At 61.4% G+C, this 21,064-nt stretch carries 17 protein-coding genes and 1 pseudogene; 11 read left to right on the top strand and 7 right to left on the bottom strand.

Annotated features, from left to right (window positions below; all coding sequences use genetic code 11):
- Positions 1-234: 234 nt before the first annotated feature.
- Both CCZ28_RS13875 and CCZ28_RS13870 read right to left on the bottom strand, forming a co-directional pair.
- The gene (locus tag CCZ28_RS13875) at positions 235-1,296 is read right to left on the bottom strand and encodes a DUF748 domain-containing protein (RefSeq protein ID WP_140218918.1); all 1,062 of its coding nucleotides are present in this window, start codon (positions 1,294-1,296) and stop codon (positions 235-237) included.
- Between the two features lie 655 nt (positions 1,297-1,951).
- Entirely contained in the window at positions 1,952-2,644 is a 693-nt protein-coding gene (locus CCZ28_RS13870; RefSeq protein ID WP_205894584.1) for a hypothetical protein, read from the bottom strand.
- A 630-nt stretch (positions 2,645-3,274) separates the two neighbouring features.
- Here CCZ28_RS13870 and CCZ28_RS13865 point away from each other — a divergent pair.
- Both CCZ28_RS13865 and CCZ28_RS13860 read left to right on the top strand, forming a co-directional pair.
- A complete protein-coding gene (locus CCZ28_RS13865) occupies positions 3,275-3,505 on the top strand; it encodes a helix-turn-helix transcriptional regulator (protein ID WP_058760849.1) in 231 nt (76 codons plus the stop codon).
- Positions 3,506-3,910: 405 nt separating this feature from the next.
- Positions 3,911-4,609 (top strand): inovirus Gp2 family protein, encoded by a 699-nt coding sequence (locus CCZ28_RS13860; RefSeq protein ID WP_081323513.1) that lies wholly within the window; start codon positions 3,911-3,913, stop codon positions 4,607-4,609.
- Positions 4,610-4,767: 158 nt separating this feature from the next.
- Here CCZ28_RS13860 and CCZ28_RS13855 read toward each other — a convergent pair.
- The 5 genes and pseudogenes from CCZ28_RS13855 to CCZ28_RS13835 form a co-directional block, all read right to left on the bottom strand.
- Positions 4,768-5,452, bottom strand: a pseudogene (locus CCZ28_RS13855) (DNA helicase); the annotation flags it as partial.
- A gap of 80 nt (positions 5,453-5,532) precedes the next feature.
- Positions 5,533-5,976 carry a MarR family winged helix-turn-helix transcriptional regulator gene (locus tag CCZ28_RS13850; RefSeq protein WP_140218914.1) on the bottom strand — a complete coding sequence of 148 codons (444 nt, stop codon included), beginning with the start codon at positions 5,974-5,976 and terminating at the stop codon, positions 5,533-5,535.
- Positions 5,977-6,085: 109 nt separating this feature from the next.
- Positions 6,086-7,192, bottom strand: a complete 1,107-nt coding sequence (locus tag CCZ28_RS13845) for a hypothetical protein (protein ID WP_140218911.1) — start codon at positions 7,190-7,192, stop codon at positions 6,086-6,088.
- Positions 7,170-8,531, bottom strand: coding sequence for a cytochrome P450 (locus tag CCZ28_RS13840; RefSeq protein WP_140218909.1), 1,362 nt, complete (start codon positions 8,529-8,531; stop codon positions 7,170-7,172). The genes CCZ28_RS13845 and CCZ28_RS13840 overlap by 23 nt, the downstream gene beginning before the upstream one ends.
- Positions 8,532-8,553: 22 nt before the next feature.
- Positions 8,554-9,039: a DUF1330 domain-containing protein gene (locus tag CCZ28_RS13835; protein ID WP_140218907.1), complete on the bottom strand. Its 486-nt coding sequence runs from the start codon at positions 9,037-9,039 to the stop codon at positions 8,554-8,556.
- Between the two features lie 139 nt (positions 9,040-9,178).
- Here CCZ28_RS13835 and CCZ28_RS13830 point away from each other — a divergent pair, with 139 nt between their 5' ends.
- From CCZ28_RS13830 to CCZ28_RS13790, 9 genes are all read left to right on the top strand, one after another.
- The gene (locus CCZ28_RS13830; protein ID WP_167509242.1) at positions 9,179-11,509 is read left to right on the top strand and encodes an efflux RND transporter permease subunit; all 2,331 of its coding nucleotides are present in this window, start codon (positions 9,179-9,181) and stop codon (positions 11,507-11,509) included.
- A complete protein-coding gene (locus tag CCZ28_RS13825; RefSeq protein WP_081049595.1) occupies positions 11,457-12,242 on the top strand; it encodes an outer membrane lipoprotein-sorting protein in 786 nt (261 codons plus the stop codon). Before CCZ28_RS13830 ends, CCZ28_RS13825 begins: the two co-directional genes overlap by 53 nt.
- 18 nt (positions 12,243-12,260) lie before the next feature.
- Positions 12,261-13,367, top strand: a complete 1,107-nt coding sequence (locus tag CCZ28_RS13820) for a DNA alkylation repair protein (RefSeq protein ID WP_140218903.1) — start codon at positions 12,261-12,263, stop codon at positions 13,365-13,367.
- 32 nt (positions 13,368-13,399) lie between these two features.
- Positions 13,400-14,428, top strand: a complete 1,029-nt coding sequence (locus CCZ28_RS13815) for a methyltransferase (protein ID WP_058766259.1) — start codon at positions 13,400-13,402, stop codon at positions 14,426-14,428.
- Positions 14,429-14,610: 182 nt separating this feature from the next.
- Positions 14,611-16,173: an NAD(P)-binding domain-containing protein gene (locus tag CCZ28_RS13810; RefSeq protein WP_204957066.1), complete on the top strand. Its 1,563-nt coding sequence runs from the start codon at positions 14,611-14,613 to the stop codon at positions 16,171-16,173.
- Positions 16,174-16,187: 14 nt separating this feature from the next.
- Entirely contained in the window at positions 16,188-17,003 is an 816-nt protein-coding gene (locus tag CCZ28_RS13805) for an amidohydrolase family protein (protein WP_140218901.1), read from the top strand.
- A 9-nt stretch (positions 17,004-17,012) separates the two neighbouring features.
- Positions 17,013-18,341, top strand: coding sequence for a coproporphyrinogen-III oxidase family protein (locus tag CCZ28_RS13800; RefSeq protein ID WP_058766257.1), 1,329 nt, complete (start codon positions 17,013-17,015; stop codon positions 18,339-18,341).
- An 11-nt stretch (positions 18,342-18,352) separates the two neighbouring features.
- Positions 18,353-19,633: an ATP-grasp domain-containing protein gene (locus tag CCZ28_RS13795; RefSeq protein WP_140218899.1), complete on the top strand. Its 1,281-nt coding sequence runs from the start codon at positions 18,353-18,355 to the stop codon at positions 19,631-19,633.
- Positions 19,626-21,053 (top strand): pyridoxal phosphate-dependent decarboxylase family protein, encoded by a 1,428-nt coding sequence (locus CCZ28_RS13790; RefSeq protein WP_140218897.1) that lies wholly within the window; start codon positions 19,626-19,628, stop codon positions 21,051-21,053. Before CCZ28_RS13795 ends, CCZ28_RS13790 begins: the two co-directional genes overlap by 8 nt.
- Positions 21,054-21,064 lie beyond the last annotated feature (11 nt).

Below are 21,064 nucleotides of genomic sequence, written 5' to 3'. Positions count from 1 at the left end.
TGGGCTTCGCTGTGCTCAGCGCCAGCCTACGGGGGCATACGGGTAGGGTGGATAACGGCGCAGCCTTATCCACCGTTGGCGCCAGTGTGAGTTAGTGGAAAACGCTGCTCGGTTTTCCACGCTACGGAGCCCAGCCGCCCCTCTCCCTCTGGGAGAGGGCTGGGGTGAGGGCGACTAGACGCCAGAAGCTAATCTGTTGGGCTTCGCTGCGCTCAGCACCAACCTACGGAAGCTTCAATCCGCGTCATACCGCGTACTGAAGGCCCGGACGAAGGCATTGCGCAGGATATTGAAAAAGGCCTGCAGCGGGCTGATGTCCTGGTTCTTCACGCTGCCGGAGAGATCCACCCGGGTGGCGAACTGGTCGCGGGGCTGGTTCTTGAGCAGGGTCTGGGCGGTGCCGACCACCGCTTCCCAGGCGCTTTCCAGGGCGTTCTTGTTACGGTTCTCGACGTCCTGCTGCCAGTCGAAGATGTCGACGTTCTGCATCAGGGGTTTGACGTAGCCACTGAGCTGACCGTTCACCGCCTTGGCTTCCACCACCACGTCGCCACTGCCAGCGCGGAAATCGAATCTGCCGTAGGCGCGCGCGAAGTCGTTGAGCTTGGGCAGGTCGATGTCGGTCACCCGCAGGCGGAAATCGAAATCGGTGAAGTCCTTGAAGGGATCGAAGCGGGCGCTGGCCTCCAGCGGAGCATTGCCGAGGATGGCGGCCTTGCCCTCGAAGCGAGCGATGCGTTCGCCCTGGGCATCGGCGGCGTTGGTCAGGTTGTAGAGGCTGGCGTTGACGTCGGTCGCCGCCAGATTCACCTGGGGATTGGAATTGAAGTTGCGAAAGGTCACCCGCCCATCGACCACCCGCACCTCGTCGAGGGTGATGGAAATGAGCTTGTCCACCTGGGCTTGCCAGTCGGTGCCCTCACCGGTCTGCGACTGTTCCTTGCGCGCGCCGCCATCGACGAAGTTGAGTTCGGGGCGTTCGAAGAGGATACGCCCGACGATGGCATGCTCCTGCCACAGCGAACGCCAGCTCACCGCGATGTCGATACTCGGCGCCTTGAGAAAGGGCACCGGCACCTTGCCGTTGACCTTGACGATCTCCAGTCCCTCGATGCGATAGGCGCCCCGCCACCAGGCGAGATCGACGTCGCTGATCTGGCCGCGATAGTCGCCCATGTCCGCCAGCTTCTCGTTGAGGTAGTGACGAATCAGCAGGGGCGCGGCGAGGTGCAGGCACAGCAGCAGGGCGATCAGGCCAATGAGGATATAGAAAGGTAGGCGTAGGCGACGTGACATGGTGATGGCCCGGGAGCGACTCGTCCCCGGTCGACCTTGCCGAGCGGCTGCGAGTTTCTGGTGAATTCACTCTGCCGGACAACCTCCGCGATCAAGCGAGGCGCAAGGGCTCTACGCGGGTGTCTGGCGAAACCCAGGCCACACCACCGGTCGTCGGTGCGTTAGACGTCTGCCCGAGTTGCTCGAACGGCAGGCGCAAAAAAGCCGGCTTGTGGTCGGCCTTTTGCTATTTTAACTTGCTGATTTAAAACAATAAAAAAATTTAGTAGGTTTTGACCCACAAATTTACCCACACCTTGGCATGAGTATCGCCTTGCTGAGCCTCAAGAGCTAACCGATGAGTGAGCTTAGGAGCCTGTTCGCCTTCATGAGGGGTCAGCATCTAACTTAGCGGTTCGCCCTAGACAACTTTGCCATCCCTGCCAATCGCGACACCGCTAGCCTACCCGCGATTACGGCTGAATACTTCTTGCAAATCAAGCCATGCTCTATTTGAACACATAGGCCGGAAGATTCCACTCAGTACGGGCTGGTCCTCAATGAGGATGCTCTTTCTCCTATTTGGTAGAGCCAATATTTTTGTCAGTCGCTCAGATGCAGCCGATATATGTGGCGCTTCGCTAGGTGGCTTTGTGATATGTCCTGGTTTAAATTTCTAACCTTTATCTAGATATACACCTGCTTCAATTTCCATTGCTACGAGCATTTCAACTATCTGTGCCCGTTTTAAGTCGTGTTTTTGTGACAGTGCATCGAGCTGAGCTATAACTGTCTTGGAAAGCATGAAATTAATTTGTTTCTTGTCTGCGGCGCGCTCATCAAACTGTTTGCGACTCCATCGTTTCTTGATATCTCGAATCATGGCTGTTTGTTCGTATGGGCTTAGATTGGCGCCGTCAAAGAAGATCAGGAGCTCCGGATAGTTGCTGATAGGGACCTGAAAACGCTGCATCGAGAGGTAATTTTTCTTGAGCCATTCCCATGCACAGAGGCATCGCTTTTCGCTCTCTTTTTTATCGGCAAACCAAACAAAGTCAATGTCCTTGGCTGTGTGTCTTTTCCAGTCCCAATGAAGGTTTTCGATTCCGCGTTCTTTTTCAGAGATTTCGATATCCCATATGTCAATCAAACCGATAAGGCGATCCCTCCCGGTTAGGTGGATCAAGCCAATGGGTAGTCGCATGTCACTGATGTATTGGATCTGACGGGTCAGCCATAGGAGCTGCCGTTCATTATTTTCGATCCAGTTCAGTGTTTCATTCGGAAGTAGATATCGATCTTTTTCTTGGGGGATACGACTTAAGAGATATTTGCGTTTTTCCAGGTTTTTGGCTAGTTCGTCACGCATGGTTATACCATTGCAGGTGCGTAGGTCCAGATTTAGACGTCTTTGGTAGTAGAGGTATAGCCACAGCCATATGTCGTGGCGACGATTTTGATGCGGCTCCTTTAGGAGCTCGCTTAGGGCATCAGCCTCGTTGCGATTGGAGCTGTTTTTATTTTCCACTTGATTCCATCTCCTTCCAGGCGTGCATGCGAATTTCCATGATTCTACGCTCATTCTAGTGCGATTCTAGAATAATTCTATGTATATTCTTCAGGTTTTCAGTGGTTTTTCTAGGGTTAATGTGCAGCAAATTTTGCCTCGAAACTCCAATTTTAAGCGGTTCATGGCATGCTTTGGCCTTTTGCTCATCTGCTTTTGATGATTTTCCGCGTCTAAGCATCGGTGTTTTTAGATGCCGATGCTTAGAATAGCCTTCGTGGTACTGGGCTTAGATGACATCGGGTACGCGTGGCCGGAAGGGTGATGGCGATGAGAGCTAGAAAAGGGCCGAGCCTAGTGGGATTAAAAAGTACAAAGAGCCGATTCTCTAAAAATAGGACTTGCAGGTGCGATAAGTAATGTCGTCCAAAGAGTTTCAGTCTTTTATTACTAAGTTTGCCAATCCTCTGAGCCATACAGAGGAGCTTGCTCATGCGAATCATCCGTCTGAAAGAAGTCATCGACTCGACCGGACTTGCCCGATCAACAATCTACAAATACATCGCGGAAGGTACGTTTCCGAAACCGGTACCATTGGGCGACCGTTGCGTCGGCTGGGTTGGTGGCGAGGTGCAAGATTGGATACTGGCCAGGATTGAGGAGCGGGACTTAGCAGAGGGAGCTACTGCGCGCGCCATTAATCATCTGAGCATGGCCAGCTAGATCTGCAACTTGCACCATGACCGGCCAACGCCGGTCATGGTGCTTGTGCCGCTATTCCGCCCATGATTGTTCTGTACCCATAGCAAGTCGTGTTAGTGTTGACACTGCTGCCCTTAAGGTTAAGTTCCGATATTTAGTTTATGCCTCATCGGTTTGATTTATCTCCGGAACCTGATCTCGGCAAAAAATGCAGCTGTGGCCTGATAATTGAGGTGGTTTGCCCGAGCAGCTCGGAGAAGGCAAGTGCGGTGCGGGTATTATGCTTTTACTAGCTACTACTCAATACTTGAATGGCTAGCAATACATGGCGCCCGGAGCACCAATAGATCAGATGAGCAAAGGTAAGGGTTAAAAAATACACAACAGGTAGAGGTTATGAAACTCAACTGATAAGAGGTCATAACCATGTTAAATGATACCGATACCATTCAACGTTACTTGCTCCGTCATCCTGCCAATACCAACCTTCATCTGCACTGCGACGACACCTACGAGGGCTTTCCTCTTCAGGAAGACAAAGGCCCATACATTCGTGAGTACCTGTCTGATCTCAAGCACACTATTGAGCTGGCCTTGGCTGAGTATCCGAGGATCTTGGCTTTCAGAGTGGATCTCCGCTTGCCCCGAGGCGTCGAGCTTCCCGGCCACGTCTATACGAATCGGATCATCAGCAGGTTCTTTGAGTCGTTCACGAAGAAGATCGAGTACCACCAAGAGCGGGTGGCTGAGCGAGGCTACTCGCGTGGATGCAAGGTCAGGTACGTTTGGGCAAGAGAGGTGGGTCACGCGGGTCGGCAGCACTACCATCTGCTGATTCTGTTAAACCGAGATGCCTACTACACGATGGGACGGCTACGTTCAAAGCGTGTGAACATGATAAGCCGAATGCAAGAGTCCTGGGCAAGTGCACTGGGCATACCGGTCGAGCAAGCGAATGGGCTTTTAGAGGTTCCTAGGAATGCCGAGTACTTTGTTGATCGGGAGATTCGTCGAGGAGATGTCGATGAGCTGCCAGAGCTTTTCTATCGAGCAAGCTACTTGTGTAAGAGTGCTACCAAGACCTATGGGGATCGACAGCGTGGGTTCGGCACCAGTCGGGGCTAGCCACCACGCCGGCCTTCCAGCTCCAGCGGATGATCCTGCCGCTATCCTGGATGCTCTTGGTGGTAACGGTCATGGGGGAAGGAGACAAACCATTTAATTCCAGCAGGCCTTCGCCACGGTCTGGCCGATCCGCTGGGTGGATGCCTCCCAGGTGCGGCGCTGGCCGCCGAGTAGCGCCGTAGCTGCTCGATGCGCTTGGATAGGTCGAAGTACGCCTCGATAATCCGCACCGAACGCTGCATTTCTGCGTCCTGGGTGGCCTTGGCGATTTCCTGGTACTGCTCGTAGCCGCGGTAGTCCTTCAGGAGCTTCTTCTGCTGCACCAGGTCATTGCGCCCGTGGCTGAACTGGAACAGATCCTCGAGCTCACGTAGCGAGTGGCTGTAGATCCCGCCGATCTAGAACATCCGCTGGCCACCCTGTTTCTCAAGGCACAGGGCGTTCTCGATCACCCCGCTCACTGTGCGGTGTAAACAGGTGCGGTATGGAGGGCCCTCCGGCAGCGATCGCTTCACCAGAGTGCGTTGGCCAAGGCCCTGCAGCTTCGCCGTCTTGCCCTTGAACGACAGGATGACGTTGGTCACGTGGGCCACAGCCGGGCCGAAGTGGAACGACTGGATCAGGTGGTGCCCCTCGGCATCCGCCATCCAGGGCGCGCTCAGAGCGTCTGCGCCGCGAAATCGATAGAGCTGCTGGTGGCGATCACCGCGTTCACATCCTGGCCCGCGTCGAGCAGGATGGCGCCGAAGCGATTGGAAAGGTCCCGCCGACTCATCTGATAGAGCTTGGGTAGCCGCCGTGGGTGATCTGCACGCTGCGATCCTGTAGGTCGATCATGCGCTTCTAGACGCTGATGGGCCTGGTGGTACTTCAATCTTCGTGAAGTATCATTGCAAGCAAAGCGTTGCTGCTTAAAACAGACTTCAGCCGTCTTCGCCAATCAGCACGCGGATCTGGTCAACCACCTTCATCAAGGCGACCTTGTCTTCTTTGGGGATGGCTTTGGACAGTTGCTTATCCGCCGCCATCATGGCCGTGTGCACTTGGCTACGCAGTTCCTCGCCTTCGGTGGTCAGGTAGACCAGGGTCTGGCGGCGATTCTGCGGCGCCACCTCGCGGCGCACCAGACCGCTGGCCTCCATGCGCTTGAGCAGGCCGGACACGGCCGACATCTCGATTTCGAGCTGATGCGCGATCTCGCCGACCAGGATGCCCTCATCGACGTTGCACAGCTCCAGCAGGTAGCTCTGCTGGGCGGAAATACCCTCGGGCAGGTACTTGCGATAGAACTCGGAGATGCCTCTCCAGCCACGGTAGAAGTTGAAACAAAATAGGCTGCGTAATACAGGTTCAGCGTTGCTTGCCACTGTTCAGGACCTCTGGATGCGATAGGCGACCAAGCAAGACGCGCAATAGGTTGGCGCCATCCTGGTGGAGCGGCGAGCATACGTACTGTCGAAGGGGAGAAGGACGAGCTCAAAAAGCATAGGATAGCCCAATGGAGAGATACCTGGTGCGGTGCATTCCGCCACTGTTGAGCAGCATGCTGAGCTGCTCGTCGATGCGCCGGCTGCCTTGGATCTTCAGGCCCACGCGACCACTGGTTCGATCGCGAACGGCCGAGACCAGCAGGTTGCTGTCTTCGCTGTCGTTGGCCAGCCAGCGCACGCCGAGCATTTCCCCGCAGGCCGCGACGAGGCTGTCGCAGCGGCTGTCGACCAGGTGCTCGATCAGCAGGGAAAGGTCGCTGGCGCCGCCAAGGGCCGATGGCCAGGTGTATTCGAAACCGGCTACCGCGGCCCGGTCGCTGCCACGCTCGCTGTCCTGCAGCAGGGCCTCGAGCTTGAGAAGCCAGGGGCCCAGAGTGACCTGGCCATCGAACGCGGCACGCTGCACGCGAGGATAGGGATCGTCCTGGGGCTCGGCCCGACGCCCGCCGTACGGCTCGCGCGCCGGGCCTTGGAACAGGCTCAGGCCTAGGTCTGCCGGCCCGGCCACCTGGCTGGCACGCAGGGCGAAGCCGGGCGCGCCGTCGCAGCGCAGCGCTGACACCGTGCTGTCGTCGTAGGCCGCATCATCCCTGGGCATAACCATCAGCGTGGTCTGCCGCTCGCGGTAGCAGGGCAAGGCGAACAGCGTGACGCTGCGTCCGGGCTGGCGATAGCTGAGCGCGATCATGGGCTGCGACAGGCGTACATCGCCGTCCGGGTCGAAGCGCTGGTCGAGCTGGTTGATCACATCTACTAGGTGGCGAGATTCGGTGACGCCCCAGAACACGCGACTGGCGCCAGCGCGCAGCTGCCAGGGGCCATTGTCGTAGGTGATGGAAAGCTCGCGCAGGTCGGCGGCGTCGTAGCGTGGCACGCCTGCCATCTGCAACTCGACCTCTATATCTAGCATGAGCCCGCGTGTCAGCGCCTCCTGGCGATCCCACTTGTACTGCAGGCCAACGAAGCTGCGACGCGCGGCCTCGTAGCCATTGCCCTGCACGGTCAGCTCGGTGTGTCCCGGCTCGCCTTGGGCGAGCGCGCAGCACAGCCAGCCCAGCAGCCCGCAGGCGCTAGACCGCAACGGCCGTTGCACGTCGGGCTTCGCGTCTGGTCAATGTCACCTTCAGGCCGTCACGGGTACGCAGCACGAAGGCCGGCTCGATCTGAGGGACGTGGTCGGCGGCCGGAGCGAGCTCGAAATGCCCCAAGGCATGGCGCACGATCGCCTTGAGCTGTAAATGGGCCAGGCCTATGCCGATGCACTTCATGCGTCCGCCGCCAAAGGGGAAGTAGGCGTATTTCGGGCGCTCGGGAGCGTGCGCGGAGAAGTGCTCGGGGTTGAACCGCAATGGCGTGGCCCAGTAGCGCGGGTCTCGGTGGGTGACCCAGGGGCTGGTGATGATGTTGGTGCCTGCCGGAATGCGCTGGCCGCCGAGCATGCAGCTGGCCTTGGCTTTGCGGTCCACCAGCCAGAGTGGTGGCGACAGCCGCATTGATTCGTTGAAGCACTGCTCCAGCAATGGCGTGTCCTTCAGATCCAGGCGCGGTTCCTGGCCAGGCCTGGCCAGTTCGTCGGCGACCCTGCTCTGCCACTGCGGGTGGTTGGTCAGGTCGTTTAGCGTCCACATCATGGCGCTGGCTACGGTGTCGAAACCGGCCAGGAATACACCCATGATTTCGCGCAGGATGCGCGCGTCCTGCAGGGTATGGCCACGCTCGTCGCGGTAGCCGATCAGGTCGCCGAGAAAGCCACCGTCCTGGCTACCCTGACGTTGGCGCTGTTCGCTGATGATTTCCAGCAGTACATCGGCGATCAGGCTCGCGGCACGGTGCAGGCGTCGGTTGTTGGGGGTCGGCAGCCAGTCGGGCACCGGCACGGCGGCCGACAGGCGGATGTTCATGTAGTACAGGCTCTGCGTCCAGCCATCGGCTATACGTGCGATCGCCTGTGCGTCAATGCGCCGGCCGAAGAGGAAGTGGGTCAGCACGTCCATGGCGTACGCGACCATCTGTGCTTGCAGGTCCAGGGGCGCGCCGGCCCGCTGGTGGTGTTGCCAGCCGGCGACGCGTTCGGCGGCGAGGTCATCGACCACCTGGGCAAGGGCGCGCAGTCGTGGTAGCGCGAACGAGGGCATGACAGCCTTGCGCTGCTCCTTCCATCGATCACCATCGGCAATGATCATGCTGCCGCCAGCCAGCGGCTCGAAGGCCTTGGCGATATCGCTGCGGCCGAAGTTGTCGCTGTGGAAGATCGTGGCCAGGTCATGGGGGTCGAAGGCAAGGCAGAAGGCCATGCCGAAACCGACCGGCAGACGTACCAGCGTCCCGTAGCGCTGGTGGCACTCGTCGAGCAGCGCCAATGGGCGCTCACGGAACTGCTGGGCACAGCCAAAGAGAACATGCCCGCGAGGGCCTGGGGCGAAAGCCATCATGTCATCGTCCTTGATTGCGGCTTCAGGCGGCCTTGATCGGCGCCATGGCGAAGGCACCGCCGAACACGGCGCTGGAGGTTGCGGTGCGCTGACGGTAGTCGTCGTCCTGCATCAGTTGGCCAACGGTTTCCAGGCTTGGGAAGTCGATGATCTCGAAGCCATCGAAGGGCCAATGCTCGCCGCGCTCGGTCACAGCGCTGAGCACCACCGCCACACCGTGGCGGGCCAGTGCTGGTTCGCGGTCGTCGACATAGCGGGCCAAGGACGATTCGTGCTGGTCAGCATCGCGCTCGTGGAACTGGAACACCACCAACATTTTTTGACCCGTGGGGCTGTTCCAGCGCGCCAGGTCTTTTTTCACCTGCATCACGGCCAGGCCCGTGCCGGCGGGGGCGAGCTGCAGACGGCGCACGTCTAGCTCGCCGAACAGCGGTTGGGCGACCAGGCCGTCCAGCAGGCCGCTGGCAATGGCCTGGGTTTCGGCGGAGTGGCTAACGGTCAATTTCATGTATCGCTCCTTGCGAGGGGAAAGTAAGGGCCGAAAATTACAAGTCAAAAGTTGATACGTCAATTGTTGACATATGAACTATAGGTCTATAGCTTGCGTAGCCACCGATTACCCCGGTCTTTTTGGAATGGATGTCAAAATGATGAGAACGATTGCCTCGGTGCTGGTGCGTCTGCGCTGGGGATTGCTGCTTGCCTTTCTTGCCGTGGCCGCGCTGGCCAGCTTGGGCAAGGATCGGCTCGGCTTCAGCACCGACTACCGTGACTACCTGGCCAAGGACAACCCCGAGCTGATGGCGCTCGAGCAGTTGCAGGCCACCTTCGACCGCTCGGACAACCTGTTCATCGTGCTGGCACCTGCCTCCGGCGACGCCTTCGACAAGCAATCCCTTGAGGCCCTGCGCTGGATCACCCGGCAAGCCTGGCAGACGCCCTATTCGGTGCGCGTCGACTCGCTGGCCAACTTCCAGCATATAGATGCCGACGCCGACAACATCCGCGTCGCCGACTTGGTGTCCGAGCAGACCCGTCTGGAGCCTGCCGAGCGCGAGCGTATCCGCGCCGTGGCCCTGGCCGAACCGCAACTGGTCGGCCGTCTGGTGTCTCAGGATGGCAAGGTTGCCGCGGTTAACGTCATCTACCATCTGGCCGGTGAGTCGCCGTTCGAGAACAGCGAGGTGGTGGGCTTTGCCCGTAAGCTTGCCGATCAGGCGCAGAGCCGCTATCCCGGCCTGAAGGTGCACCTGACTGGCATGGCCATGTACAACAATGCCTTCCTTGAGGCGGCCATGGGCGATGCGATCAGCCTCACGCCGTGGGTTTACCTGGTCATCCTGGTCGCCGCGCTGGTCATGCTGCGCAGCGTGCTGGCCACGCTGGCGGCGGTGGCGGTGGTCTACCTGGCAATGAACAGCGCCGAAGGCATCGCCGGTTGGCTGGGCATGAGCCTGACCTCGCTGTCGGCCTCGGCGCCGCTGGTGGTGCTGATGATCGCGGTGGCGGACGTGGTGCATGTCCTGTCGGTGACGTTGAGCCACCTGCACAAGGGCGAATCGCGCCTAGTGGCGGTGCGCGAGGCGTTGCAGGAAACCGCCGTACCGGTGACGGTGACCAGCATTACCACCGCCATCGCCTTCCTATCGCTGAACTTCAGTGAGATCCCGCCGTTCCGCGACCTAGGCAACATCGTTTCGATCGGCATCGGCATGGCCTGGCTGTACACCTTGTGCCTGCTGCCGGGGCTGGTGGCGTTGCTACCATTGAAGCCGGGCAAGGGCAGCGATCCGCTGGAGCGTGGCATGCGTCGCTTCGGCACCTGGGTCCAGGCGCGCTCGCGGCTGCTGATGTGGCTGACCCTACCGGTGGTGGTGGTGCTGGTGTCGCTGGCCGGGCGCAACGATCTCAACGACCAGTACCTGCGCTGGTTCAGCCCGGACACCGCGTTTCGCCAAGCCAACGACTTCACCGAGCATAACCTTACCGGCCTTTACACCATCGAATACGCCCTGCGGTCGCGCTCCGACGCTGGTGTCAACGATCCGCGCTTCCTCGCCGATGTCGACGCCTTCGCCAGCTGGTTGCGCCAGCAGCCCGAAGTGGCGCACGTGGGCACCCTGTCGGATGTGGTCAAGCGCATCAACCGCAGCCTGACCACCGGCGAGGCGGATGCCTACCGTCTGCCGGCCAACACCGAAATCGCGGCCCAGAGCCTGTTGTTGTACGAACAGTCGTTGCCCTACGGACTCGACCTGAACAACCAGATTGATGTCGGCCGTGGCACCGCCCGGACCGTGGTCGCGCTGCACGAGCTGAGCACGCGGCAGATGCTGGCCTTCGAGCGCCGCTCGATGGACTGGCTGCAGGCCAACGCCTCGATGCTTACCGCCACGGCCGCTAGCACCACGCTGATCTTCGCCCATATCGGCCAGCGCAACGTCGAAAGCATGATGTGGGGCATCGCCAGTTCGGCGCTGGTGGTGGCGCTGCTGCTGATGGTGCTGTTCCGTTCCTGGAAGCTCGGCCTGCTGTCGCTGGTGCCGAACATCATTCCGGTGGCCATGGTGCTGGGCATCTGGTGGCTGTTCGTTGGCCAGGTCGGCTTCTCCGTCGCCATCGTCGCGTCGATGACGCTTGGCGTGGTGGTCGATGACACCATCCACTTCATGTATGCGGTGCTGCAACGCACCCGCGAAGAAGGGCGTAGCGTCGCCGAGGCGGTAGTCGATGCTTTCGGCAGCACGGCGCCGGCCTTGCTGGTGACCACGCTGACCCTGACCGCCGGCTTCCTGGTGCTGGCCCTGTCGGACTTCGCCTTGAACCGGGAGATGGGGTTGATGACCGCCCTGACCCTGGTGATCGCCCTGCTGGCGGACTTCTTCCTACTGCCACGGCTGCTTGAACTGACTCTGGAGAGAAAACGTGAAGGGACTGAAACAATTGAAGCTGCTGGTCAGCCTGCTCTGCCTCGTTGAGGCGGGCGCGGCGTTGGCCGATGAGCGTGGCCTGCAGATTGCCCAGGAGGCGGATCGCCGCAACACGGGCTGGCAGGACATGGCGGCCGAACTGCAGATGGAACTGCGCAATGCCTACGGTGCGACCAGCAGTCGTGAGCTAGAGGTGCAGTTTCTCGAAGTGCAGGGCGATGGCGACAAGAGCCTGGCGCGATTTCTCAGCCCGGCGGATGTGCGCGGTACGACCCTGCTGACCCACGCCCACAGCTTGCAGTCAGACGATCAGTGGCAGTACTTCCCGTCGCTTCGCAGGGTCAAGCGTATCGCCTCGGAGAACAAGTCCGGGCCGTTCATGGGCAGTGAGTTCGCCTATGAGGACATGGCCAGTTGGGAGCTGGACAAGTACAGCTACGAGTACCTGGGCGACGAGGAAGTCGAAGGGCAGCAGGCGTACCGCTTGCAGATGGTGCCGGCGTATCCGCGCTCGGGCTACACGCGTCAGGTAACCTGGCTGGACAAGGCACATTACCGGCCTCTGAAAGTCGAGTACTACGACCGCAAGAACGCGCTGCTCAAGACCCAGACCTACCAGGACTACCAGGTCTATGGCGAGCGCTACTGGCGTGCCGGACAGATGCGCATGGTCAATCACCAGACCGGCAAACAGACACTGATGCGCTGGAGCAACTATCGCTTCGGCAACGGCTACGACGCGCTTGCCTTCGACAGAAGTAGCCTGGAAGCCCGGCGCTGACAGGCACGGAGAAAGGACATGGACTTCAAGGATCATTTCGATCAAGCACTGTGCCAGGAGCTGGGCCTGCGCGCCGCGGCATTGGCGCCGGGCTTCGATGCCCAGCGTTACCAGGCGGCCCTGCCGACCGAGCTGCAAGGCCTGGAAATGAAAGCCCGGGTACGGGCGTTGGCCGAGGCGCTGTGGCACGGGCTGGGGCTGTCGTTCGACGAAGCCGTGCCGGTGCTCACGGGCATGCTCGATGCCTTGCCCCAGACGCGCTTGGGGCGCATGAGCGGGTTCCCGGTGTGGGTCATCGCCGATATCGTCGAGACCCGTGGCCTGGACGATTTCGAGCTGGCGATGCAGGCCATTCACAAGGTCACCCGACACTTCACCAGCGAGTTCGCCATTCGCCCGTACCTGGTGGCCTGTCCGCAGCAGACCCTGGCGGTGCTGACCGGCTGGCTAGACGATGACAGCTCCGACGTGCGCCGGCTGATCAGCGAAGGCACTCGGCCGCGCCTGCCTTGGGCTTCACGTGTGCCCTCGCTGCTGCTCGATCCGACGCCGATCCTGCCGCTGCTCGAACGTCTGCGCGACGATCCCAGTCTTTATGTGCGGCGTTCGGTGGCCAACAACCTCAACGACATCAGCAAGGATCATCCCGCGTTGGTGGTCGAGCTGCTCAGCCGCTGGAAAGCCGAGCTGCCGAGCGAGCAGGGGCAGTGGATGGTACGCCACGCCGCGCGCACTCTGACGCGCCAGGGCAACGCCGCGGCCCTCGAGCTGCTTGGCTATTTGCGCACGACACCGGTCAAGGTTAAGCGTTTCGAGGTCAGTCCGCCGAGCATCGTGGCCGGCCAGAGCATCACGCTGGACTGCGATATCCAGGTCGAAGGGGCGGGCGAACATGGCCTGATGGTCGACTACGCCATCCTCGCTCCCGGTGCTCGCGGGCAGACCAATCGCCGGGTATTCAAGTGGAGCAAGCGCAAGAAGCAGGCCCAGGGCAGCGTGCGCCTGCAGCGCGAGCATGGCATCGCCACCAACCAGGTGCGTAGTTATTACCCCGGTGCGCATCAGATACAGCTGATAGTCAATGGACAGGTACTGGCCGAAGGTACCTTCGAACTGGGCACCTGAATTCGCGCCCCCGAAACAAGGAGGTTTTACCCATGCAAACGGCATTCGACACCCTCGTCGCTCAGGATCCGGTGAACATGGCGCTTTACGGCTTCATGGGCAGTGGCATCCTCTTCCATGGCCATCGTCTTGGCCTGTATCGCGAACTGGCGGCGGCCCCCGACGGCGTTGCACTGGACACGCTGGCGCAACGCTTGGACCTTGACCAGGACACCCTGCGTCGCGTGCTCGGTGGCGCGATGGCCTGGAACCTGGTCGGTCACGGCGCGTACGGCTATGTCCTGACATCCGGGGCCCAGCGCTCGCTGGATCCGGCGTCACCTCAGTTCCTGGGACCGTTGCTGGAGCATTTCGCCGACAATACCCAGCCGCTGTTCGAGCACCTGGATGCGGCGCTGGCTAGCGGCCAGGCGCAATGGTCGCAATTGGCCCAGGAAGCCCAGGCACCGTTCGACTATCTGGAGGCTGAGGAGCGTGGCAGCGCGTTTCATGACGCCATGTGGAGCCTTAGCCACCAACCTTCCGAAGAGCTCGTAGGGCTTGGCCTGCTCGATGAAGTCGACAGCATTGTCGACCTGGGCGGCGGCGTCGGGGCCTTCGCCATCGCCGCGGCTCGCCGTCACCCCGGTTTGCGCGCGACGGTGTTTGACTTGCCCGCCGTCGAGCGCCATTGCCTGGCGCGTGTCGAGAGCATGGAACTGCTCGGTCGGGTCGGTTTCGTGGCCGGCGATTTCTGGGACAGCCCGTTGCCCAAGGCTCAGGCCTATGCCTTGGGCTTCATCCTCTCGGACTGGGACGATGAGCAGTCGTGCGCCCTGCTGCGCCGGGTGCGCGAAGCCTTGCCGGAGAATGGTCGGGTGTTGGTGCTCGACCGCCTGCTCGAGGCCTCGGGCGCGGCGCCCTTCAATGCCGTGATGCAGGACCTGGCCATGCTGCTGGAAACCGGTGGCCGGCACCGTACCGCCGAGCAGTTCGAGGCGCTACTGCGCGCCGCCGGTTTCAGCAGGACCCAGGTAACCCGCGGCAGCGGCGAAAAGCATGCTGTGATCGGCTTCGTGTAGCCCACCCGGGGGCCTTGAGCCCGATGTTTACAACAACACGTTAACACTGACTTAACGACTCGATGAGCGCACACAGCTTTCGCCAACCGGCGATGGCTGAGCGACGCCGCGTGCCCGTTATTCACAGACCATGAATAAATGGAGTTATCGAAATGCCCAACTCAAGGATGTATGGATACTTGGTGATCGGTGCTGGCCCGGCCGGTTTGCAGGCAGGCTACTGCCTGCAGGAACAGGGCTGCGATTACCTGATACTCGAAAGTGGCCAAGCGCCGGGAACCAGCTTCAAGCGCTTCCCCCGGCACCGTAAGCTGATTTCCATCAACAAGGTCCACACCGGCTACGACGATCCGGAAATCAACCTGCGCTGGGATTGGAACTCGCTGCTCAGCGACGAGCAGCCGAGCCAGCGTTTCCCTGATTTCAGTCGGCGCTACTTCCCTGACGCCGATGACATGCCCCGTTACCTCAAGAGCTTCGCCGAGCAGCATCAACTGAACGTGCGCAGCGGCTGCACCGTGACCAACGTCAAGCGTGACGGGCACTTCATCGTCACTTTGGGCAACGGCGAGCAGCTGCATGCGCGTGTGCTGATCGTGGCGACCGGCGTGCACCTGGGCTGGCTGCCGGCCATCGAGGGCATCGAGCACGCCGAGCATTATGCCGACATGGATGTCGATCCCGAGCCACTGACCAACAAGAAAGTGCTGATCCTGGGCAAGGGCAACTCGGCGTTCGAGACCGCCGATGCGCTGATTGAGCACGCCGCGATGATTCACGTGGCCAGCCCCAACCCGTTGCGCATGGCCTGGTCGACTCACTATGTAGGCCATGTCCGGGCAGTCAACAACAACCTGCTCGATACCTACCAGCTCAAGTCGCAGAACGCTGTGCTCGATGCCCAGTTGCAGCGTATCGAGCGCGACGGCGAGCGCTACAAAGCGTGGTTCGCCTACCAGCACGCCGAGGGCGAGCAGGAAATGATCGAGTACGACCGGGTCATTGCCTGCACTGGTTTCCGCTTCGACGATTCGCTGTTCGACGACAGCTGCCGCCCACAGCTATGCACCCAGGGCCGGCTGCCGGTGCAGAGTGCCGACTGGCAGTCCGCCAACGTACCGGACCTGTATTTCGCCGGCACCCTTATGCAGTACCTGGACTACAAGAAGTACATGTCCGGCTTCATCCATGGTTTCCGCTACAACGTGCGCACCCTGTGCCGCCTGCTGCATGAGCGCTACGAAGGCATCGGTCTGCCAAGCCAGACGCTGGCGTTGCAGACCGAGGCGCTGTGCGAGCGTTTGCTGGCGCGAATCAACCGTTCCTCGGCGCTCTGGCAGCAACCGGGCTATCTGCAGGACGTGGCGGTGCTCGACCGCAAGGAGCATACGCTGACCTTCTTCGAGGAACTGACCATGCTCCAGGTCGCCGAGCGCTTCGCTGGGCAGGAATACCTCACCCTGACCCTGGAGTTCGGCCAGCGCAAGTTCGACAACCCGTTCAACGTCGAGCGCGTCGGCCGAGAAAACGTCAAGCGCGCCGAGGACTCCAACTTCCTCCATCCGATCGTGCGCCATTACCAGGACGGCGAACTGCTGGCCGAACACCACGTGATCGAGGACCTGGCCGCCGAATGGCACGAGCCCGAGCATGTCGAGCCGCTGCTGGCGTTCCTCGAACAGCGTCTGCACGCCAGTGTCGCCCCTCACTACATGTCCCTGTTCCAGACCGTTCCGACATTTTGAAAAGGACTTTTGAAATGAACTTCGTTGACTTTCACATTCATGCCGGCAAGTTCGCTCTGCTGCGCGACGACATCCAGGGCCTGCTGACCAAGTTTCCTTTCGAGTCGGGTGTCGACGTGCGCCAGATCTTTTCCGACCCGGCCGCGCTCAAGGCTTACCTGCAAGGTTGTGGCGTGGTGCGCGCGGTGATCCTGGCCGAGTGCGGGCCGGGCACCAGCTTCTCCATCGATAGTGAGCTGATTCTAGAGTTCTGCGGCAACGATCCGTTCTTCGTGCCGTTCGGCAACATCAACCCCAACCATCATCCCGATCCGCTCGCCGAATGGCACAAGGACCATGCGCGCGGCATCAAGGGCTACAAATTCTACCCAGCCGACCACGACTTCGACCCGTACCTGGACTCGATGATGGCGGTCTACGAGAAATGCGCCGAGGCCGGCCAGCCGATCATGTATCACACCGGGCTGACCGCCCAGCGCGACACCGAGCAGAAATATATTCGCCCCAGCGACTATCGCCGCCTGGTGGAAACCTTCCCGACGCTGAACGTGGTGTTCGCCCATGGCGGCAAGCCGACCTGGTACGACGAAGCCTTGGAAATGGCAGAGCGCTATCCGGGGGTCTACCTCGATACCGCGCTGGTGCCGCCAGAGGTTCTGGCGGACTGGCTGCACGACCGGCCGCAGATTCACCACAAGGTGCTGTTCGGTTCGGACCTGCCGGTCAGCGGCAGCTACTCGGCGGTGTGCCAGCGCATTCTCGGCGCGGGTCTGGACGAGCAGGTACTGCGTGCCGTGCTGCAAGACAACGCCAACCGTTTGCTGGGCTAGGGGGCGAGCATGTACGAGGCCTACTATCCGCTGACTTATTATTTCTATCCGTTGCTCGGCGATGCGGTGCATGCCCGACTGCCAGGCGTATTCCAGCAACCGGTGGCGGCCGGCATAGAAACCCTGCTCTATGTGCACATACCCTACTGCCAGGACATGTGCCGTTTCTGCCCGTTCCACGTGCGTGTGGACAAGGACACCTCGGTCTACGAGCGTTACACCCAGGCGCTGTGCCGTGACATTCGCAACGAGGCGGCGAGTGTGCGTGGCCAGTCCTCGATGCTGCGCGCTATCTACTTCGGTGGCGGCTCGCCCTCGGTGCTGTCGCCTGGGCAGCTGCAACGCATCATGGATACCATCAGGCAGAGTTTCACCATCGACCCGCAGGCCGAATGGACTTTTGAGGGCGAGCCGAAGACTCTTGGCGATCCGCATCGCCTGGAGGTACTCAAGGCCAATGGCGTGCAGCGTATCAGCTTCGGCCTTCAGACCTATGACCAGTCGCTGCGCGACCACTTCAATATCGCCGCGACTCTGGATGACGTGGCCAATGTGCGCGATCAGGGGCGGCGCTTCGGCTTCGACGAGATCAACGTCGACATGATGTACAACTTGCCAGGGCAGACTCTGGTGTCGCTGGAGCGTGACCTGGCGCGGCTGATCGACGACGGCTTCGACAGCGTCGACTACTACAACCTGCACTACTTCGCCTTCCCGCCCAAGTTCAAGCGCCAGATGGAGGAGGGCAGCATTCCGCCCAAGCCCAGCGATACCTTGATGCTTGCGATGTTCGAACAGTTGCGCCACCGCCTGGCAGAGTCGGGCTACCGCAACGTCGCCGACCAGATCTACAGCCGCAAGGATCAGGTGTGCGAGTACTTCCGCCTGCTGTGGGGCGGCGGTGGTGGCGAGCACCGCGCCGAGACGCTGGCGGTCGGCTCCTCGGCGCGCGGCTACGTCGATGGTTTCAGCTACATGAAGCAAAGCAACGTAAACCGCTACATGGAGGCGATCGAGCAAGGGCTGCCGAGCATCGAGAAGAGCTCGCTGGCGCTGGAGCGTCCGGAAAACCGTGGTGCGGTGATGTTTCCCAAGTTCCTGCGACTGGACAAGGCCCACCACCAGGCGCTGCAGACCATTGACCCGCGGTTGCTGGAGCGCTGGGTCGAGCACGGCCTGCTGGCCGACGGTGAGCACGCCTACGAGATCTCCCAGCGAGGTCGGCTGTGGACCAACAACATGACCACCGACCTGTTCGAGGCCACCCAGCGCCAGGTCGGCGGGCAAGTGCTGACGCTGCTCGAAAGCCGCCCGGGCGCCCGCACGGGGTCCTTCTGAGGAGAATTGCAATGAAGGGAAAACGCATAGGCGTGCTTCACGCCTATCCCGGTCGACGCCTGCTCGATGGCCTGGGCGCAGCGGGCTTGCGCGTGGTACTGATCGGCAACGGCGAGGCGTGGTGTGAGCACCCTGCCGTGGAGGCGGTGCTTAATGTGCCGCTGTGGCCGCTCGAGGGGTTGTTCGATGCTGTTCGTGGTTACCACGCGCGGCAGCCGCTCGATGCCTTGCTGCCGGTCAACGAAGGCACCGTGCTGGCGACGGCGCAACTGGCCGAGCAGTTGGGCTTGGCGGGCATGTCGGTGGCCACGGCAGTCGCCAGCCGCAACAAGTACCTGGCGGCGCTGCTCTGGGAGGCTCAGGGCATCGTCGTGCCGCCGACCTTGCCCCTGGATGCGCGCACGCCGTGGGCACGAGTGCGTGAGCAGTTGGGCGAGCGCGTGGTGATCAAGCTCAGTGACTCGATGAACAGCCAAGGGGTCATCGCGGTCGCTGACGAGCGGCAGTACCAGGCTGCGCTGGCCAGGCTCGAAGGCCTCATCGCGCAGTCCATCGCGGTCGATCCACTCAAGGACCGCAACCGCTTCGCCTACGGTCACGGCAGCCTACGCATGATTGCCCAGGCCTACTGCGAAGGGCGTGAGTTCGGTATCGACGTGCTGCTGCAGGCTGACGGCGAGGATCTGGTGCTAGCGGTACTGGAGAAGGAAGGCGGACATGGGCCGTACTTCGCCGAATCGGCATCGGTCTGGCCGACCTCCGGCAATCGTGACGAGGAGCGCCAACTGGGCGCGTTGGCGATCCGTGCGGCGCGGGGCCTGGGGCTGACCCAGGGCGCCGCGCACGTCGAGATCCGTTACCGGCAGGGCGTGCCCTGCGTATTAGAGGCGGGGTTGCGGCCAGGCGGCGGTTTCACTGTGCAGGCGATCGGCCGCCTTACCGGGTTGGATGTGCATGCCGCCCAGGCTGGGCAGTTGCTCGGCCTTCCGGCCTTGCCGGCCCTAGCTCCGCCCCAGGGCGCGATGCTGTTCGGTGGCGTGGTGATCGAGCGCAGCGGTGTGCTGCGCGAGGTCGAGGGGCTGGAGGTGTTCGACGACATGCCGGGGTTGTGTGAGCGGATCATCCTGGCCGAGCCCGGTGACTGGGTACAGGCGATGCCCGACTCGGCTCAGCCGCACTACTGCTACTACCTGATCGCCGGCGAAGACCGGCAGGCTGTACTGGGGCGGCACATGCGCATCCAGCGTCAGATCCGTCTGCACGTCGAGACCTCGGGGGTGGAGCGTGATTGATCCCTTGCAGCATGGGCGCTCGCAGGCGCTGTTGAGCGCCGGACGCCAGGTGCTGGAATTCTTCGCTGACATGCAGGTGGCGCCGGAGCGCTTCCCGCTCTGGCACGCGCACGACGCCATCGCCGAGCGGATCAACGCGCCGCAACCGTTGACCGTCGACGGCCAACCGCTGGGCGACACCCTGGCGGCGGCCATCGAACTGATGAGCGCAGGGCTGTGCAATGTCAGCCACCCGAAGTATTTCGGCTACATCTCGCCCAAGCCACACCCCGCCACCGTGCTCGGCGACCTGCTCGGCAGCGCGTTGAACCAGACCCCAGGCGCCTGGCGCGCGGGGCCGAGCGCGACGATGATCGAAGCGGAGGTGTTGCACGCGTTGCGCGGGCTGTTCGACCTGCCGCCAGTGCAGGGCCGTCTGCCGGGAGGGATCTTCACCGGTGGCGGTACCTTGGCCAACCTCATCGGCCTCAAGCTGGCACGCGAGCACTGGCAGGCTCGCGTCGGACATGACATACCGTTCTCTCGGGCGCGGGTGTACATGTCACGCGAAGGGCACTTCTCGGTGGCCAAGGCCCTGGATGTGCTCGGCTTCGATCCGCAGGTGTTGGTCTCGGTGGAAGTCGACAGCCATGGTGTGCTGCAGGTCGATGCCTTGACTGCGCAATTGGCTGCGGACATCGCCCAGGGCCTAAGTCCGATGTGCGTGATCGGCATGCTGGGCACCACTGCCACTGGCGCGATCGACCCTTTGCAGGCGATTGCCGACTGTGCTCGCCAGCATGACTTGTGGTTCCACGTCGATGCCGCCGCTGGTCTGGCCTTGGCTGCCTTGCCCGAGGCCAGGGCCATGATGTACGGCCTGCACGAGGCCGACTCGATCACCTTCGACCCCTGCAAGTGGATGTTCGCTGCCTTTGGCGTGGGCTGCCTGCTGGTGCGCAACGGCGAGCTGCTGGCGGGCAGCTTCTGGTCAGGCGGGCCGTACTGGGAAGAGAAGGGAGAGCTCGACACCTTCAAGATGAACCTGTACGGCACCCGCCAGTTTCGCTCCCTGGGTCTGTGGTGCCTGCTGCGCCACCTCGGCGTACAGGGTTATCGCCAGACGTTGCGCGGCATGACAGCCGCCGCCGCCAGCCTTCGTGAGCAGGTGCGGGCCGATACGCGCTACAGCCTGGTGCCGGATCAGGGACTGATGCCGGTCCTGGCGTTTCGTCCAAGGGCGGCCAGCGACCAGCAGGTCCAGCAACTGGTGGAGCTCTGCCAGCAACGTGGCTTGGGCTACCCCAGCATCTTGGACTGGCAAGGGCGTCAGTACCTGCGGGTCGCGGTCAGCAACCCGGACACTGGCGTGGCGCACATGCACTCCTTCAAACAAGGCCTCGACGGGCTGCTGGGCGAACTTGCCCTTCTTTCGGACTAGGAGGTCCAGCC

The sequence above is a fragment of the Pseudomonas oryzihabitans genome (assembly GCF_006384975.1).
Taxonomy (GTDB): domain Bacteria; phylum Pseudomonadota; class Gammaproteobacteria; order Pseudomonadales; family Pseudomonadaceae; genus Chryseomonas; species Chryseomonas psychrotolerans_B.
Note: the sequence above shows the minus strand (reverse complement) of the source record. Positions and strands in the feature narration are given on the sequence as shown.